Annotated in this window: 15 protein-coding genes; 7 read left to right on the top strand and 8 right to left on the bottom strand. The window is 69.1% G+C overall.

Annotation, left to right across the window (positions count from 1 at the left end):
• Nucleotides 1-11 precede the first annotated feature (11 nt).
• Both thrS and NE236_RS33655 read left to right on the top strand, forming a co-directional pair.
• Nucleotides 12-2,042, top strand: a complete 2,031-nt coding sequence (gene thrS, locus NE236_RS33660; protein WP_372494479.1) for a threonine--tRNA ligase — start codon at nucleotides 12-14, stop codon at nucleotides 2,040-2,042.
• Nucleotides 2,043-2,215: 173 nt separating this feature from the next.
• On the top strand, nucleotides 2,216-2,482 hold the full coding sequence (locus tag NE236_RS33655; protein WP_308209189.1) for a helix-turn-helix domain-containing protein: 267 nt from the start codon (nucleotides 2,216-2,218) through the stop codon (nucleotides 2,480-2,482).
• A 645-nt stretch (nucleotides 2,483-3,127) separates the two neighbouring features.
• On the opposite strand, the gene NE236_RS33650 is transcribed toward NE236_RS33655, so the two are convergent.
• The gene (locus tag NE236_RS33650; protein ID WP_252846271.1) at nucleotides 3,128-3,628 is read right to left on the bottom strand and encodes an aminotransferase class V-fold PLP-dependent enzyme; all 501 of its coding nucleotides are present in this window, start codon (nucleotides 3,626-3,628) and stop codon (nucleotides 3,128-3,130) included.
• A gap of 229 nt (nucleotides 3,629-3,857) precedes the next feature.
• Between NE236_RS33650 and NE236_RS33645 the strand changes: the two genes are divergently transcribed.
• Nucleotides 3,858-5,870, top strand: a complete 2,013-nt coding sequence (locus NE236_RS33645; RefSeq protein ID WP_252846270.1) for a zinc ribbon domain-containing protein — start codon at nucleotides 3,858-3,860, stop codon at nucleotides 5,868-5,870.
• A gap of 119 nt (nucleotides 5,871-5,989) precedes the next feature.
• On the opposite strand, the gene NE236_RS33640 is transcribed toward NE236_RS33645, so the two are convergent.
• Nucleotides 5,990-6,292, bottom strand: a complete 303-nt coding sequence (locus NE236_RS33640; protein ID WP_252846269.1) for a hypothetical protein — start codon at nucleotides 6,290-6,292, stop codon at nucleotides 5,990-5,992.
• Between the two features lie 89 nt (nucleotides 6,293-6,381).
• Here NE236_RS33640 and NE236_RS33635 point away from each other — a divergent pair, with 89 nt between their 5' ends.
• The gene (locus tag NE236_RS33635) at nucleotides 6,382-6,933 is read left to right on the top strand and encodes an HIT family protein (protein ID WP_252846268.1); all 552 of its coding nucleotides are present in this window, start codon (nucleotides 6,382-6,384) and stop codon (nucleotides 6,931-6,933) included.
• A 46-nt stretch (nucleotides 6,934-6,979) separates the two neighbouring features.
• Here NE236_RS33635 and NE236_RS33630 read toward each other — a convergent pair whose 3' ends face one another.
• A complete protein-coding gene (locus tag NE236_RS33630; RefSeq protein ID WP_252846267.1) occupies nucleotides 6,980-8,104 on the bottom strand; it encodes a TolB family protein in 1,125 nt (374 codons plus the stop codon).
• Nucleotides 8,101-8,649, bottom strand: a complete 549-nt coding sequence (locus tag NE236_RS33625; protein ID WP_252846266.1) for an RNA polymerase sigma factor — start codon at nucleotides 8,647-8,649, stop codon at nucleotides 8,101-8,103. The genes NE236_RS33630 and NE236_RS33625 overlap by 4 nt, the downstream gene beginning before the upstream one ends.
• Before the next feature lie 229 nt (nucleotides 8,650-8,878).
• Here NE236_RS33625 and NE236_RS33620 point away from each other — a divergent pair, with 229 nt between their 5' ends.
• The 3 genes from NE236_RS33620 (at nucleotide 8,879) to NE236_RS33610 (ending at nucleotide 11,185) form a co-directional block, all read left to right on the top strand.
• Entirely contained in the window at nucleotides 8,879-9,433 is a 555-nt protein-coding gene (locus NE236_RS33620) for a SigE family RNA polymerase sigma factor (protein WP_252846265.1), read from the top strand.
• Nucleotides 9,430-10,641 carry a hypothetical protein gene (locus tag NE236_RS33615; protein WP_252846264.1) on the top strand — a complete coding sequence of 404 codons (1,212 nt, stop codon included), beginning with the start codon at nucleotides 9,430-9,432 and terminating at the stop codon, nucleotides 10,639-10,641. Before NE236_RS33620 ends, NE236_RS33615 begins: the two co-directional genes overlap by 4 nt.
• Before the next feature lie 130 nt (nucleotides 10,642-10,771).
• Complete coding sequence (locus NE236_RS33610; protein ID WP_252846263.1) at nucleotides 10,772-11,185, top strand: thiol-disulfide oxidoreductase DCC family protein; 414 nt, start codon at nucleotides 10,772-10,774, stop codon at nucleotides 11,183-11,185.
• Nucleotides 11,186-11,222: 37 nt separating this feature from the next.
• On the opposite strand, the gene NE236_RS33605 is transcribed toward NE236_RS33610, so the two are convergent.
• The 4 genes from NE236_RS33605 to NE236_RS33595 all read right to left on the bottom strand — a co-directional run bounded on the left by NE236_RS33605 (nucleotide 11,223) and on the right by NE236_RS33595 (nucleotide 14,898).
• Nucleotides 11,223-12,269 (bottom strand): hypothetical protein, encoded by a 1,047-nt coding sequence (locus NE236_RS33605; protein ID WP_252846262.1) that lies wholly within the window; start codon nucleotides 12,267-12,269, stop codon nucleotides 11,223-11,225.
• Nucleotides 12,270-12,342: 73 nt separating this feature from the next.
• Nucleotides 12,343-12,666, bottom strand: coding sequence for a peptidase inhibitor family I36 protein (locus NE236_RS45315; protein WP_372494478.1), 324 nt, complete (start codon nucleotides 12,664-12,666; stop codon nucleotides 12,343-12,345).
• 475 nt (nucleotides 12,667-13,141) lie between these two features.
• Nucleotides 13,142-14,071 carry a polysaccharide deacetylase family protein gene (locus NE236_RS33600; protein ID WP_252846261.1) on the bottom strand — a complete coding sequence of 310 codons (930 nt, stop codon included), beginning with the start codon at nucleotides 14,069-14,071 and terminating at the stop codon, nucleotides 13,142-13,144.
• Nucleotides 14,068-14,898 carry a polysaccharide deacetylase family protein gene (locus tag NE236_RS33595; protein ID WP_252846260.1) on the bottom strand — a complete coding sequence of 277 codons (831 nt, stop codon included), beginning with the start codon at nucleotides 14,896-14,898 and terminating at the stop codon, nucleotides 14,068-14,070. Before NE236_RS33595 ends, NE236_RS33600 begins: the two co-directional genes overlap by 4 nt.
• Nucleotides 14,899-14,991 lie beyond the last annotated feature (93 nt).

The following is a 14,991-nucleotide window of genomic DNA, read 5'->3' as shown; positions in this document are numbered from 1 at the left end:
CCATGGACCCGATGGCGTCCGCCGGAGCCGCACAATCGGTAGCATTCGATCCCGACATCCCTGACCATCGAGGAGTTCCCGTGTCTGAGCTGCGCATCACCCTCGACGGAAGCGAGCGTGTGGTGGCGGCCGGCACCACCGCCGGAGAAGCGCTCGACGCCGATGGCCGCACCGTCATCGCCGCCCGCGTCGGAGGCCAGGACCGCGACCTGGCGTACGTCCTGCGCGACGGCGACGTCGTCGAGCCCGTCCGGATCGACTCGCCCGAGGGCCGCGCCATCATGCGCCACTCCGCGGCGCACGTCATGGCCCAGGCGGTGCAGGAGCTGTTCCCCGAGGCGAAACTCGGCATCGGCCCGCCCGTCGAGAACGGCTTCTACTACGACTTCGACGTCGAGCACCCCTTCCAGCCCGACGACCTCAAGCGCATCGAGAAGAGGATGCGGGAGATCGTCAAGCAGGGGCAGCGGTTCTCCCGCCGGGTCGTCGGCGACGACGAGGCCCGCGAGGAGCTCGCCGCCGAGCCGTACAAAATCGAGCTCATCGGCCTCAAGGGCGCGGCGGCGGATGAGGAGAGCGTGGAGGTCGGCGGCGGCGAGCTGACCATCTACGACAACCTCGACGCCAAGAGCGGCGACCTGCGCTGGAAGGACCTGTGCCGCGGCCCGCACGTGCCGACCACCCGGGTCATCCCGGCGTTCAAGCTGATGCGCTCCGGCGGCGCCTACTGGCGCGGCAGCGAGAAGAACCCTCAGCTCCAGCGCATCTACGGCACCGCGTGGGAGTCCCGCGAGCGCCAGGACGAATACCTCAAGATGCTCGAGGAGGCCGAGCGGCGCGATCACCGTAAGCTCGGCGCCGAGCTCGACCTGTTCTCCTTCCCGAACGAGATCGGCAGCGGCCTCGCGGTCTTCCACCCCAAGGGCGGCGTCGTCCGCAAGATCATGGAGGACTACTCCCGGCGGCGGCACGAGGAGGAGGGCTACGAGTTCGTCAACACCCCGCACATCACCAAGGGCGACCTGTTCGAGACCTCCGGCCACCTCGGCTGGTACAAGGACGACATGTTCCCGCCCATGGAGCTGGACGGGGCCGACTACTACCTCAAGCCGATGAACTGCCCGATGCACAACCTGATCTTCAGGGCGCGCGGGCGGTCCTACCGCGAGCTCCCGCTGCGGCTGTTCGAGTTCGGCAGCGTCTACCGGTTCGAGAAGTCGGGCGTGGTGCACGGCCTCACCCGCGTGCGCGGCATGACCCAGGACGACGCCCACATCTACTGCACCCGCGAGCAGATGGGCGACGAGATCAAGGGCCTGCTCGACTTCGTGCTGGGCCTGCTCCGTGACTACGGGCTGAGCGAGTTCTACCTCGAGCTGTCCACCCGTGACGAGTCGGAGAAGTTCATCGGCTCCGCAGAGGACTGGGAGGAGGCCACCGCCGCGCTGCGGCAGGCCGCCGACGAGTCCGGACTCGACCTCGTCGCCGACCCCGGCGGCGCCGCGTTCTACGGCCCGAAGATCTCCGTCCAGGCCAAGGACGCGATCGGCCGCACCTGGCAGCTGTCCACCATCCAGGTCGACTTCAACCAGCCCAAGCGGTTCGGCCTCGAGTACCAGGCCGCCGACGGCTCGCGGCAGCAGCCCGTCATGATCCACCGGGCGCTGTTCGGGTCGATCGAGCGGTTCTTCGGCGTGCTGCTGGAGCACTACGCGGGCGCGCTTCCGCCGTGGCTGGCCCCGGTGCAGGCGGTCGGCATCCCGATCGCCGACGACCACGTCCCGCACCTGCAGAAGCTCGCCGCGAAGCTGCGCGAGCGCGGGATCCGTGTCGAGGTCGACACCTCGTCCGACCGGATGCAGAAGAAGATCCGCAACGCGCAGAAGCAGAAGGTGCCGTACATGCTCCTGGCCGGCGACGACGACGTGGCGAAGGACGCCGTGTCGTTCCGCTACCGCAACGGAGAGCAGAAGAACGGCGTCCCCCTCGACGAGGCCGTCGAGGAGATCGTCAAGGCCGCCGAGAGCCGCATCCAGGTCTGAGGCCGTCCGATCCCTGGCGTGTGCTGTGCCTGAGTGCGCAGCACGCGCCAAGGATCACTCGTTTTCGCCGATCACAGCCACCGTAGGTCGGCGAACATCAGGCGTGCGGTGCCCGCCGGACTCGACCACTCCCCGACGTTCCCCTCGCCGAACGTGACCGCCTTCCCGCCAACCTGCTGCGTGACCTGCGCGAGGCGAACGGTCTCACGCTCAAGGACGCCGCGGAGTACCTCCAGCGAGATCTATCGATGATCAGCCGCTTCGAGACGGGCGTCTACCCGATCCGACGCGGCGACTTCATGGCCCTGATCGACCTGTACGGCGTAGAGGAGGCCCGTCAGCGCGAGATCCTCCTGCAGCTCGCTACCGAGGTGTGCACCAGCACGTTTAGCTCCAACGGTGGTGGTAACTGCGTCGAGGTGGCCGTCGTAGCGGCTTGATCCTTGGCGGTCGCGGTGTGAAGAGAGGCTGTCGCCTAACTCCGAACCAGACCGCTCAGGCGGGCCAGTGTGCCCTGGGCTGTCACGCCGGGAGGGATTTGAAAACACCGGCGAAGGCGTCCTCGACCGGGTGCAGGCACCGGTCGGCCGACGCGGACGTGTGTAGCCGGCGGAGGGCGGCGCGCAGAACGCTCGGGAACAAACCGGCAGCGGCCCGGTTTGCCCGGTTTTGCCCTTGGTGGGGCGGGCCGCGCGTGGCCTTCGCCGAGCGTTCTGCCGGCCCTCGGCTCAGTTCGTCGGCCGCGCCCGTTCCAGCACGGTGACGGGCAACCCACCCGGCAGAGCCCGATCGCCGCCGCGAGCCCGCCGGCCCCTCCGGATGTCGCCCCGTCCTCGCTCCGGTCGCCACCGTGCAGAACTCTCGGAGAACACCCCTGCGGCGAGCCGAATTGCCCCGCCGCGTCCCCTTAACGGGATGACCCCCGCGGCGTTCGCCGAGCTTTCAGCACACCGAACCGCGCCGGCGGCAGCCCGAGGATCACCTGAGAACATTCAGTGCGCGGTCGACGTCGTCCTCGGTGGTGTAGAGGTGGAAGGCTAGGCGCGCTGCGCCGTTGCGCACCGACATGCGGATCCCGGCCGCCGCTAGGCGCTCGGCGGCGCCCGGCAGGGCGACGGTGACGATCGCGCTGTCGCCGGGCGGCATGCCAAGGCCGGTCCGGAACCGGTTGGCCAGCCGTACATCGTGGTCGTGGATCGGGCCGATGCCGATTTCCAGGAGCAGCTCCAGCGCGGGGCGGCCGCGACATAGGAGAACCAGGGGGCGGCGATGTCGAATCGCCGGGCGTCCTTCGCCAGCCGCAGCGGCGGGCCGTACGAGGCGTCGCCGTCACCGGCGTACCAGTTGGTGGCGATTGGCCGGATGCGGTCGCGTACGGCCGGGCTTACGCAGAAGGCGGTGCCGTGCGGGCACATCAGCCACTTGTAGGCCGAGACGGCGAGGACGTCGAATCGGCCGGCGCCGATCGGCAGCCGGCCCGCCGCCTGGGTGGCGTCAGCGACGACGAGCGCGCCGTGCGCCCGCGCCGCCGCGACGATCTCGTCGGCGGGTGCGACCTCGCCCGTCGCCGACTGGACCAGGCTCACGGGTTTCCTTAGGGATCCGTGATGTTATGTAGCGGTCGCTGGAGGGTGTCGAGTTGCTGTGGTTGCTCAAGATGGCGAAAGCGGGGGTGCGCTCGATGGTGTTTCGCCGGAAGGCGGTCGGTGCCCTGACGGGCTGGGCTCGCTTGGGTTTTCGAATCATCGGGTGGGATGCGGACACGGGTCGCTACTGTGCGTACATGCTTGGTTGCGTGTCGTCCGGTCGTGTCGCATGAGCCGTAAGCTTGCGCTGGCCGCTGGTCAGGCCGCCCGGACCGCGTCCGCCCGCGTGCTTTTGCGTGGCGGGGTGGATGAGAAGACCGGTGAGGCCCTGATGGCGCGGGTGGTGGCCGAGCGGGTGGGCTGGGCCGCTGATTTGGTCGCGGGGATGGTCGCCGGCCTGCTGGCGGAGCGTTGGAACGCCGGTGATGTGGCTGTGCTGGCCGCCGGGGTGGATGAGGCGGGCCGTGCGTTGCCGTCGAATGCGTGGATGGCGTTGCGCAGGCTGGGCTGGGACGTGACTCCGGAGGCAATCAAGGTCAATGACCGGATCGTGCGGATGGCTCAGGAGCAGGCCGGGCGGACCCTGCGCGGTGTGCGGTACCGTGCCGAGATGGTCGCGGGGATCTTGGCGACCTGGCCTGCCGACCCGGCCGAGCGGACGGCGGTCGAGTGGGACGAGGTTCGTGAGGCGGTGCCCGATGGTCGGTGTCTGCCCGGCAGTGTGATCAAGGCGCGCACACGGCAGATCGCCGCGTTCTGTGCTGAGCGTGGGCGGCTTCCGGTCGATGTGTTTGAGCTGGAGGCTGCGCCGCGGGCGGCGCGGATGCTGGTGCTGGCCGCGGTGGACCGGCAGCAGGCCACCCTGGAACGCGCCGAGGATGACCCGGCCAGGGCGCTGCTGCGCGTGCAACTGCCCACCCGGCCCGATCCGGCGTCGTATGCCGACTGGACCTGGGTGGCCGGCCCGCTCACGCTGCCGTCCACCGTCCCGCCGGATGCGGTGCTGCACCTGCCCACGCTGCGCCCACACGGCAGGAAAGTGCACGCGGACCTGGTGTTCTCCCACGCCGTCCCCAAAACCGAGCGGACCGGCCACACGACGGCGCTGGGGGTCGATTGGGGCCTGAACACTCTGCTGTCGGCGGGCGCGGTGCACCGTCACGGCGACGGCGCCATCACTGCGCTGGGGGCCGGGGCGATGTTTAGGGCCGGTGGGGTGATGGCCCGCCAGCACCGGCTGCGCCGCCACGGCGAATACCTGCACGCCAAGACCGACACCTACACCCGCCTCATCGGCGCCGACGAGCACCACGCCCTGGCCGCGAAACACGCTGTAGTGAAGGCCGAACGGCAGTATGTGGCCGATCGCCGGTCGGGCCTGAACGACGCGCTGGCCTGGTCGGCGGCGCGGTGGGCGGTGGATCAGGCGGTCGCCGCGGGTACGAGCGTGATCTATGTGGAGGATCTGCGGTCGCTGGAGGCCAAGGGCATGGGCCGCACGATGAACACGCGCCTGTCTCAGGCCGTGCGCGGGCAGATTGTCGGCAATATGCGGCACCTGGCCGCCGAGGTCGGTATCGCCGTGGTCACCGTCCCGGCCCGCAACACCTCCAAGCACTGCCCGCAGTGTCTACTGCCGTTGCGGCACTGCAAGGCCCCCGACCGGCCCACCACCTCCGGGTGGAAATGGGCGTACTGCCCGGACCCGCAGTGTGGCTGGCAGGGTGACCGCGACCACGGCGCGTGGCGGCGTATCGCCGCCCGCGGGCTGACCCATCAGGCCAACACCACCCTCGACCGCGCCACCGGCCAAATGGCCATCGGCCGCATCGTCGACAGCCTCGAAACCAGTGCGGTCATCACCCCGACCGCACCTGCCCCAGCCGGCGGGGGTGACCGGTCCAAGACCGGACCCACCCCGCCCAGATCCCCACGCCCCGCGCCCAGGCGACGCGGGGCACCCTCCACCCCCGGCCCCCAAAGGCCGGCGGGTCAGCGTCCGGAGGGACACGCTCACACGGACCACAGACCGCCCCGTGCGGCCTGCCGGTACCAGGGCGTGCGCACACCCGTGCACACGATCAGCTCAACCACCCCCACCACCCGACCGGACCGGCCACCACACCGGCCCAGGGGAGCGGCACTGGGCGCAGGCTTCCACCTGCACGCCCACGCCACCCCACCCCGGTGGGCAGATCCCCCAGTCACAAATACCCAATACGACTACGGATCCCTAAGCTGATTAGAGACGCTGAAGGCGACCGCGTCCGTACGCTCGTCGATCGCGCCGGGCAGCTCGGCGGTCGGCACGGTGCGCACGTCGAGGTCGTGCACGAGCCAGGGGAACAGGTTCGACGTGTGCTAGATGTCAGGGACGACGACGCGCGACCCGGGCGGCAGGGAGGCCGCCACCGGGGCCAGCACCTGCGAGGCGGAGGCACCCACGGCCACGTCGTCGGGCGCGACGCCGACCAGACGCGCGAACGCGCCGCGCGCGCGATCAGTGGACCGGTCCCACTTGTCCCAGCCGTTGGCTCCGCGACGCCATTCGGCGAGTGCGCTCTGCAACGCATCGAATGCCAGGCCCGGAGGTATGCCGTAGCTTGCGGTGTTCAGCCATCCCGGCTCTGGGTCCCAGAGCCGTTCTCCCTCGGCGAAATCCACCACGCCAGCCTAGTGCCGACCGCAGGCAACCGAGCGCTCGTTTGAAGCCCGCATGCGGTCCCGCGAGGGCTCGGCCCTATGCTGCTGGCATGACGGAGTCCGACCGTGAGGAACAGTACGGAGTGGGGGAGCCCGACCAGTTCCAGCGCCTGTGGACGCCTCACCGGATGGCCTACATCAAGGGTGAGAGCAAGCCCACCGGCGAGGGAGCGGACGACGGCTGCCCCTTCTGCGAGATCCCGAAGATGAACGACGAGGACGGGCTGATCGTCCAGCGCGGGGAGAGCACCTTCGCCGTCCTCAACCTCTACCCGTACAACTCCGGTCATCTCATGGTGTGCCCCTACCGGCACGTCGCGGACTACACCGAGCTGGACGAGGCCGAGACCGCCGAACTGACCCGGCTCACGAAGTGCGCCATCACCGCGCTGCGCAAGGCGAGCGGCGCCCACGGGTTCAACGTCGGCATGAACCTCGGTACGGTCGCCGGCGCGGGCATCGCCGCCCACCTCCACCAGCACGTCGTCCCGCGCTGGGGCGGGGACACCAACTTCATGCCGGTCATCGGCCAGACGAAGGTGCTGCCCCAGCTCCTGCGCGAGACCCGCCAGATCATCGCCGACGCCTGGCCCCACGACTGAGCCATCGATCTCGTGCGGACCGCCGACCCACACGAGGCAACGCACGTCACCAGGCGACGTCGTAGTAAGACCTCTTTCCGCTCAGCCAGGAGAACCGGCCGCGCTCCATCCGCGAGATTCGGCCGTTCTCGATGGTGAGGAAGTGCTCGCCGGACGGATCGATTCGCAGCAGTCCACTGATGGCCAGGTCAGGCAACCACGTCGCACGACCGATGGGCGCTCCGGCCGCCGTGAGCCGGAGCAGCCCGGACTGGCCTTCGAAGGATCTGTCGCTCGACCGCTGGACGAGCGCGGTCAGCGTTCCGTCGGGATTGAAGGCGAACGCGTCGATCGCGCCGTGGTTGAACCGGCGGTCCTTGAGCTCCTTACTCATGTTCTGCGGGCGCAGAAGGCGGGAGTCCGTCAGGAGCCGCCCGGTGCCTGCCTGGTCGGCGTCGATCGACCGGATGTCGCGGTTCGGTGCCTGCTCGTACCGGAAACCGATCGTGCGGCCGTCCGGCGCCCACACCGGCTGCCGAGGGTCCCGGCCGTCAGGGGCCCCGGTCCCTACGGTCCACACGCGCTGCCGGCCCGTGTCGACGTCGATGACGACGAGACGGCCGCTGGCCCCGCAGACGCCTCCGAACGCCAGACGGCGCCCGTCCGGGGTTGCGGCGAGCTGGGTCCAGTCCCCAAGGTCTCCACTGGGCGCGGCTCCGGTGAGTGGCGCCCCGGGAAGTGCCTCGGGCCGGCTCACCGAGCCGTCACCGCGAACCCGGATTCGGTAGACCCTTGTCGCGCAGTCGCCTTCACGCCTGGTCAGGAAGAAGGTGCCCGTGTCGCCCGCTGCGGCCACGGATCCATCCGCGTACGTCCCGGGAACTGCGGCGACCTCGCGGCCGCTCCGAGTGTCCAGCACCACCGCGTGGGACGGGTGCCCGTTGCCCTCATCGATGAGGGCGACCGCGTAGGCGGGGGCGGGGGCCGATAGGCCGGTGCGTTCCTCACGCGTGGTCAGGAGGACCGTCCCGGTGACGATGAGCGCCACGGTGGCGGCCACGGCCACGGGCGTGAGCCAGGGCGACCTCGCGCGCCGGGCCGGGCGAGCGGCCAATGGCCGCATGGCCTCGGGCCGTACGGTGCTCGTCGCGGCACCGTACGCGTCGCGCAGCCGGTTCTCGATGTCCGTCATGGGGTGCCTCCGAGTTTCCTGGCGAGCGCGGCGAGCGCCCGGGAGGTGGTCGACTTGACGGTGCCGCGGCTCACGCGCATCACCTCGGCGGTCTCGGCCTCGGACAGGTCGAGGTAGTAGCGCAGCGCGAGCGCCTCCCGCTGGCGTCGCGGCAGCGTGCGCAACGCGTCGAAGACCTCACGCCGGTCCTCGCTGAGCAGCACGGAGGCCTCCGCGGACCAGACCGCGAGGTCCGGCTCAGGGCGGAACCGGCCCGCGAGTCTTCGCCGGCGGAGCACCATGCGGCAGCCGTTCAGCACGGACGCGCGGACGTAGGCCAGGAGGCGGACGTCCGCGCCGAGCCGCGGCAGCCGGCGGTGCAGGGCGGTGAAGGCGTCCTGGACGACGTCCTCGGCGGTGGCCTGGTCGCCGACCATCAGCAGGGCGAGGCGCACGAGCCCGGCGTGGTGTTCCCGGAAGAGCGCGGTGAGATCCCCGGGCGGATCGGCGGGGTCGGGTGGGTCGGCCGACCGGCCGGTCAGGACGCTCACGATGTCGTTTTCCACGCTCTTTAAATGCGCGAGCGGCCGATCGGTTGCCTCGGCCGGTGGCCCACCCTACGGGGCCGGCGTCCTCGGCGCGGCAGAAGTTTCCGCGCGGGGGCAACCGATCCGGCATCCCCGACATGTAAGAGGTATGGGATCAAAGATCGCGGGGGAGTGGGGCGCCCCTCTAGCCTTGCACGGACCGCCCGGCCGTACCGGCGGCATGGCAGTGCCGGAGGAGGCCACACCCATGGCGGAAGCCGAGGACGCCACGTCCACGGCGGAACCGGAGGGCGCCGCGTCGGACCTGGATCACGGCGCAGCCGTGATCCTGACGACGATCTTCCGCGACCACCAGCTCGGACTCGTCCGGCTGGCGTTGTTCATCGTCGGCGACCAGCCGACCGCCGAGGACGTCGTCCAGGACGCCTTCGCGGCCGTGCACCGCAGGATCGACCGGCTGCGCGATCCCCGCAACGCCCTGCCGTACATCCGCGCCTCCGTGATCAACGGCTGCCGTGGCGTGCTGCGCAGACGGGCGATCGCCCGGCGCTTCGGCGGCCACTACGAGCCGCCCATCTGGTCCGCCGAGTCGGCGGCGCTGCTCGGCGAGGACCGCCGTGAGGTCTTCCTCGCCCTCCGCGCGCTGCCGCGCAGACAACGGGAGGCCCTGGTGCTGCGGTACTACCTCGACCTGTCTGAGGCCGAGATCGCCGAAGCCATGGGCGTCAGCCGTGGCACCGTCAAGTCGACCACCTCGCGGGCGCTCGCCGCGCTCGCCGCCAAGCTCGGGGAGGCATCATGACCAGGACCGAACAGCGCCTCCGCGAGGCCTTCGCCGAGGGGGCACGCACGGTGCGGCCCGAGACGGTGCGGTCGCTGTCCCTCCCGAGGCGCCGGCGGCGCCTGTCGTGGCCGGTGCCGGCGATCAGCGCGGCCGCGGTGGCCCTCTCGGTCGTCCTGTCCGTGCTGGTGGGCGGGCGGGCTCCGACGGACCCGGTGACGGCCGGAGGGGGCCCGGCGTTCCTCGTGGCGACGGTCGGCTTCGGCGAGCTCCCGAAGGGGACGTCGCGGGTGGAGGTCCGGGACGCCCAGGGGCGGGTGTACGACCAGAGATCGGCGTCGCACGGCCTGACGTTCCAGTACGTCGCCGCGGCGCCGGACGACCGGACGTTCTTCGTCATGGAGGTGCCGATCCGGCAGACCGCGTGCAACGTGATTCGCCTCTACCGCATGAAGGTGGCCGCCACCGGGAAGATCACCGCGTTCACGCCGCTCGGAGCGCGGGTTCAGGGCGGGACCATGCGCAGGGAGGCGATGCCGGGCGGCCTCGCCGCCTCGCCGGACGGCAGGCGGCTCGCCTACGCGGTGCTTCCCTGCGGCGTCCCGTCGGACCGCCTCTACTACAAGATCGGTGTCGTCGACCTGCGGACCGGTGCGCAGCGGGAGTGGACGGACCCGCAGGAGAGTGTCGTCTCCAGCCTCTCGTGGACGTCCGACGCCCGCCAGATCGTGTTCCTGCGGCGGGAGCCCACCCACGCGCGGGACGACGGCTTCGCCCTGCCGTCCAGGAACGGTGTCGTCAGGATGTTGGACACCGCGTCGAAGAGCACGGATCTGCGTGCCGGCACGGTCCTGCTCCGCCAGTCCCGGGAGCTCAGGAACATCTGGGCGGCCGTGATCAACGGTGACGGTACGCGGGTCACCGTGGTCGCGGAGTACTCCCGGTCGGACGGCGCGCTGTCGGTCTGCCAGGTCTCGATCGCCGACGGGCGGGTGCTCCGGATGCTGCACCGTGAGGGTTCCGAGAGCGAGGCCGTCTCCGCGCTGCCTGGTGTGGGGGCCGGCGTCGCCCTGAGTAGTGACGCGTCAGGGCGTCACCTGCTCTACTACGACCCGAGCATCGCCGACACGGCACCGGGTTTCGGCGGATACGGCCGCATCGACGACGGCCGTTTCCGCGCGATCCCCGTTTCCGATGAGGACGATGAGGCCTACGATCTCGCCTGGTGACCGGCGCGCGGCGTCCGGCCGGGACGACGCTCCACCGTCGTCCCGGATTCCCGGCACAGAGCCCGCGGAGGGCCGGCGGGGAAGGGCACCGGCGCCGTCGCGGTTGTCCCCATGGGAAAGGATGGGGATCATGGAGCGACCGACTCTCGTGTACGACGGGGACTGCGGCATCTGCACGAAGGCCGCGCGGCTCATCGGGGACACCGCGAGATCCGAGGGCCGGCGCCTGCGGGTCCCGACGGACGCCGACGTCGTCGCCTTCCAGCACGCGGACCTGGCGGCGCTGGGCACGACTGCCGAGCGCGCCGAGTACGAGCTGCTGTGGATCGAGGACGGCCGGGTCCACGGCGGGGCGCAGGCGGTGGCCGGGCTGCTGATCCACGCCGGCGGGTTCTGGCGGCCGCTCGGCCTGATCACGCGCGTCCCGCCGTTCCGCTGGATCGCGCACGGGATGTATCGCCTCATCGCCAACAACCGGCACCGGCTGCCGGGCGGCACCCCGGCCTGCGCGCTGCCCGCGGCCGAGCGCCCCAGCGCCCGCTGACCCGGCCGCTGATGCAGGTGGACGCGGCGCGCAGGTGTTATCTGCCTCCGGAAAGCACACGCCTCGCTGATGTGAGAGCCGTATCGTTCATTCTCCTGATATCGCCCAGCAGCGTGGCATAGGCGTGCAACCCTGCAGTCAGATATCTATCTTCCAGTATCTGACGCCGAGTCGCGTATCCTCCTCTCTCCTCACATGTGGCGTCGGCGCTCGCGAGCCGTTTCTCCTCTCCGAATGCCTTGCGGCTGTCGAGTTTCCCATAAAAGGCTTCTGCTGCCTCTCGTGCTTGGATCGGACTGGAGACGTTAGAGAAGCCCAGTGACTTCATGCAGTTCGACCAGGGCGCATCCAGCGTTCGAACGAGAGGGTCACTCGCCATTCGTCGTGTAACCAGGTCGGGAAAATTGTCGGCGAAATAGGAATTCTTGAGCCATCGCCGGAGATTGCCGTACAATTGTTTTCTGCCTGTTGTCACACAGCCGTCGGCGGCCATCATGGCGACCCCTACCTCCGGAACCGGAACCTCTATCTTGAGTCCGTTCTCGTCGCCGCCTAGAGCGGTATTCCATTTTTTCTGCTCGCCGCTCGACATGGTTTGTAGGAGTTTTTCGTTCAAATCGGGGGCCGTGTCGACCAGTCGCCGGATATTATAGCCATCGGATCGCGCCCGGGACGGTGAGATTGGGTTGAACCCAGGCCACTCGACCGTATGGGCGGCATTCACGAATGGGATATAATGGTATCCCCTCGTCGTCATGCAGCGACTGATCAACTCCTGTTCCGCTCGCGCCGTAACATCCTGGCCGCGGTACAGGCCGACGAACTCCTGGCGAGCCCCAGGATCCGGCGTGGAGGGAACCTTCCAGTCGATCGCTTCATCGCGTGGATGACCTGCAGATCCAGAGAATGGACCACATGCCGTCATCAGCAATGCCAGCGCGGCGATGATCGTACATCGTGCCAGATCGCCTATACGTATCGCTGGGTGGGAATAAAATCCGAAATTCCTGTCGCGCAGGAGGAAGGATGAGGAAGCGCGCACCGCGGTTTTCATTCCTGAGTGGACTGGTGCCGCGGTGGCCATGTAGCGGCCACCGCGGCGTCGACCTATTTTGGAAGCCTTCCGGCCATGTGTCCCGATCGACGGTAGGCGCGTGTTATCCACATAGCGTTTGATTGACCAAAACCGCGCTGATCGCGTCGTTCATCTTTTTGTATCGGGCCAGATTCCGGATTCCGGTGTACGGTCGTACACAGACCTTACGTCCGTTCCAGTTCCAGTTATCGGTGTAGAATCGGACCACTCGGTTGTCGCGATTGTTCCACACCGAACTTCCGCGGTCATTGATCGAGTGGCCGTCGCTTGCGTTGTTGTTCTTCAGACTCCTGTCCGAGTCTCGGGCGAAGTACCATGCGCCGCCCCAATTCGCATTCGTGTAGATGCACCAGCGGTTGGCGGCGCACCCGGGAGCCTTTCTCATCGCCTTCTCGTCGGCATTCGCGGCGCCGCCGAGCGAGATCCCAAGCGCCGTCGCGGTTAGTGCGACCGTAACTGCTCGCCACATTGACATTTACCTCAGTTCCCCGTCGCCCGGCAGAAGACATCAGCCGGATGTTGACACCATGATCGAATCTCCGGACTGCAATTGTCAACCCGGTAGCACCATTCCGGCCTCCGAACACCGGCGGGACCCTGAGCTTCCTTACTATAAGTGCATGACTGGTTGCGCTAAGAGACTTTCTTGGTTGGGTCGCGGGCCGCTAAATAGAACCCTAGAAAGCGGCGTGCAGAGCCGATCGGGCCCGAAACGAAACGGCAGTTTCCGCAACCGCGATTCGTCGGGTTACCTGCGACTTGAGATCTCGACCACTGTCCGACGCGGCATTGCCACCGCCGGGTGATCCTCCCTCTGCCGCCCCTTACCTCGATCGAGAACTGCTCGGCCCGTCGTAGGTTCAGGCGTCCGGAGGCGCCGAGCCCGTCGCCTCCAGCAGCTCTGGAACGGTGACGAACTCGAATCCTTTGGCGCGCAGCCCGCGGATCATTGCGGGCAGGCCGCGGATGGACACGAGACGGTCGCGGTGGCCCGTGTCATGGGCGAGGAGGATGGTGCCCGGCTCGCAGGAGTCGACGATGTAGTCGACGAGCCGGCCGGCGGGATGCCTGAGGGCGGCCTCCCGCATCTTCAGCGACCACAGCACGACGTGGTAGCCCATCTTGCCCGCCGCGCTCAGCGTCGTGCCGCCGATGTTGCCGAGCGGCGGCCGCAGGATCGCCGGCTCCTTGCCGGTGACCTCGGTGATGGCGGCATGGGCACGGCTCAGTGCACGGTACGCCTCGGCGTGCGACATCCGGGACATGTCGGCGTGTGCCCACGTGTGGTTGCCGACCGCATGCCGGTCCATCCGCCCGTGGATCAGCCGGGCGTGCCGTACCACCCGCCGGCCGATGAGGAAGAACGTCGCCGGGATCCGTGCGTCGTCGAGGATGTCGTGGACCATGGGGGTCCAGTTCGGCATCGGGCCGTCGTCGAACGTCAGCGCGACGAGCTTCTGCGTCGTGTCGACCGCCCACGAAACGTCGACGTGCGCCGGACGGGGACGCCAGGGCCCCAGGGAGGGCACCCCCGCCGCCGAGACGGGGGTCTCGGGAAGAGCCTCGGCCGCGCTGAGGCCGTCACCGGCCACGATGCCGGCCACGCCGCCGACGACGCCCACCGCCACTCCGGCGCCGCCCGCCCGGAGCAGAGAGCGCCGCGACGTCGGCTGAGCCTGGTCGTCCACCGGAGCGTCGTCCCCTCGGCCCCGCTGCCGGGTGGTCACTCCCGTTATCAGGGCCTTGAGGATCGAGCGGGGTGGTCTTTCGGAGTCCGTCTCGGCCGTCATGATGCCGACCGCGTTCCCGGTACGGCTGCTCCCGCCTCGATGAGTTCGGAGACGGTGACGAACTCGAAGCCCTTGGAGCGCAACCCGCGGATCATCGTGGGGAGGTTCCGCAGCGCGACGAGGCGGTCCGGGTTGCCCGTGTCATGGGCCAGCAGGATCGTGCCCGGCACGGTGTTGGTGACGACGTAGTCGATGAGCTTGGGCGGGTCCTTCTCGAACGTCTTCTCCAGCATCTTGATCGACCAGAGGACGAGGTTGTAGTCCAGGCTGCCGGCGGCGCTCAGCGTCGTGCCGCCGATGTTCCCGAACGGCGGGCGCAGGTGGCGCGCCTCCTTGCCGGTGATCGTCTTGATGGCGGCATGGGCCCGTTGGACCTGCGCCAGGGCCTCCTGGTGGTCCAGGTGGGACAGGTCCCGGTGCGCCCACGTGTGGTTGCCGGCCTCGTGCCGGTCCATGCGGCCGTGCACGAGGCGGGCGTTGCGCACGAGACGCTGGCCGACGAGGAAGAACGTCGCCTTGACCTTCTCCTCGTCGAGGATGTCGTGGACCATCGGCGTCCAGTTCGGCATCGGGCCGTCGTCGAAGGTGAGCGCCACCAGCTTTTGCGAGGTGTTGACCGCCCACGTCACGTCGACGTGGCCGCCGACCGGCCGCCATGGGCCCGCCGACGGAGCGGCGAGCGCCGAGCGGGGCGTCGAGGGCGGCGCCGCCTCGGCCGAATCGATGGCGGCCCCCGCGGCCAGTCCCGCCGCGGCGCCGGCACCGCCCAGCGTCACGGCGCGCAGTATCGCGCGCCTTCCGTGCTGATCAGCCCCCGTCTCACCCATGCAACAGATCATCTCAAACCATGGGTTAACGAAGCGTCATCCCCGAGGATGATCGCTTCGTACGCCTGAGGTCAGAGCCGTGTCACCCGTAGG

This window comes from Actinoallomurus purpureus (assembly GCF_024055795.1).
GTDB lineage: Bacteria > Actinomycetota > Actinomycetes > Streptosporangiales > Streptosporangiaceae > Actinoallomurus > Actinoallomurus purpureus.
The sequence above is the reverse complement of the archived record's forward strand: the minus strand, read 5'-3'. Positions and strand labels throughout refer to the sequence as shown.

Excerpts from the sequence above, each read along its gene's own strand:
- thrS (WP_372494479.1), top strand. The coding sequence starts at position 12 with ATGGCGTCCGCCGGAGCCGCACAATCGGTAGCATTCGATCCCGACATC.
- NE236_RS33645 (WP_252846270.1), top strand. The coding sequence starts at position 3,858 with ATGAGCCGTAAGCTTGCGCTGGCCGCTGGTCAGGCCGCCCGGACCGCG.
- NE236_RS33635 (WP_252846268.1), top strand. The coding sequence starts at position 6,382 with ATGACGGAGTCCGACCGTGAGGAACAGTACGGAGTGGGGGAGCCCGAC.
- NE236_RS33630 (WP_252846267.1), bottom strand. The coding sequence starts at position 8,104 with ATGACGGACATCGAGAACCGGCTGCGCGACGCGTACGGTGCCGCGACG.
- NE236_RS33620 (WP_252846265.1), top strand. The coding sequence starts at position 8,879 with ATGGCGGAAGCCGAGGACGCCACGTCCACGGCGGAACCGGAGGGCGCC.
- NE236_RS33615 (WP_252846264.1), top strand. The coding sequence starts at position 9,430 with ATGACCAGGACCGAACAGCGCCTCCGCGAGGCCTTCGCCGAGGGGGCA.
- NE236_RS33610 (WP_252846263.1), top strand. The coding sequence starts at position 10,772 with ATGGAGCGACCGACTCTCGTGTACGACGGGGACTGCGGCATCTGCACG.
- NE236_RS33605 (WP_252846262.1), bottom strand. The coding sequence starts at position 12,269 with ATGGCCACCGCGGCACCAGTCCACTCAGGAATGAAAACCGCGGTGCGC.
- NE236_RS45315 (WP_372494478.1), bottom strand. The coding sequence starts at position 12,666 with ATGAGAAAGGCTCCCGGGTGCGCCGCCAACCGCTGGTGCATCTACACG.
- NE236_RS33600 (WP_252846261.1), bottom strand. The coding sequence starts at position 14,071 with ATGACGGCCGAGACGGACTCCGAAAGACCACCCCGCTCGATCCTCAAG.
- NE236_RS33595 (WP_252846260.1), bottom strand. The coding sequence starts at position 14,898 with ATGGGTGAGACGGGGGCTGATCAGCACGGAAGGCGCGCGATACTGCGC.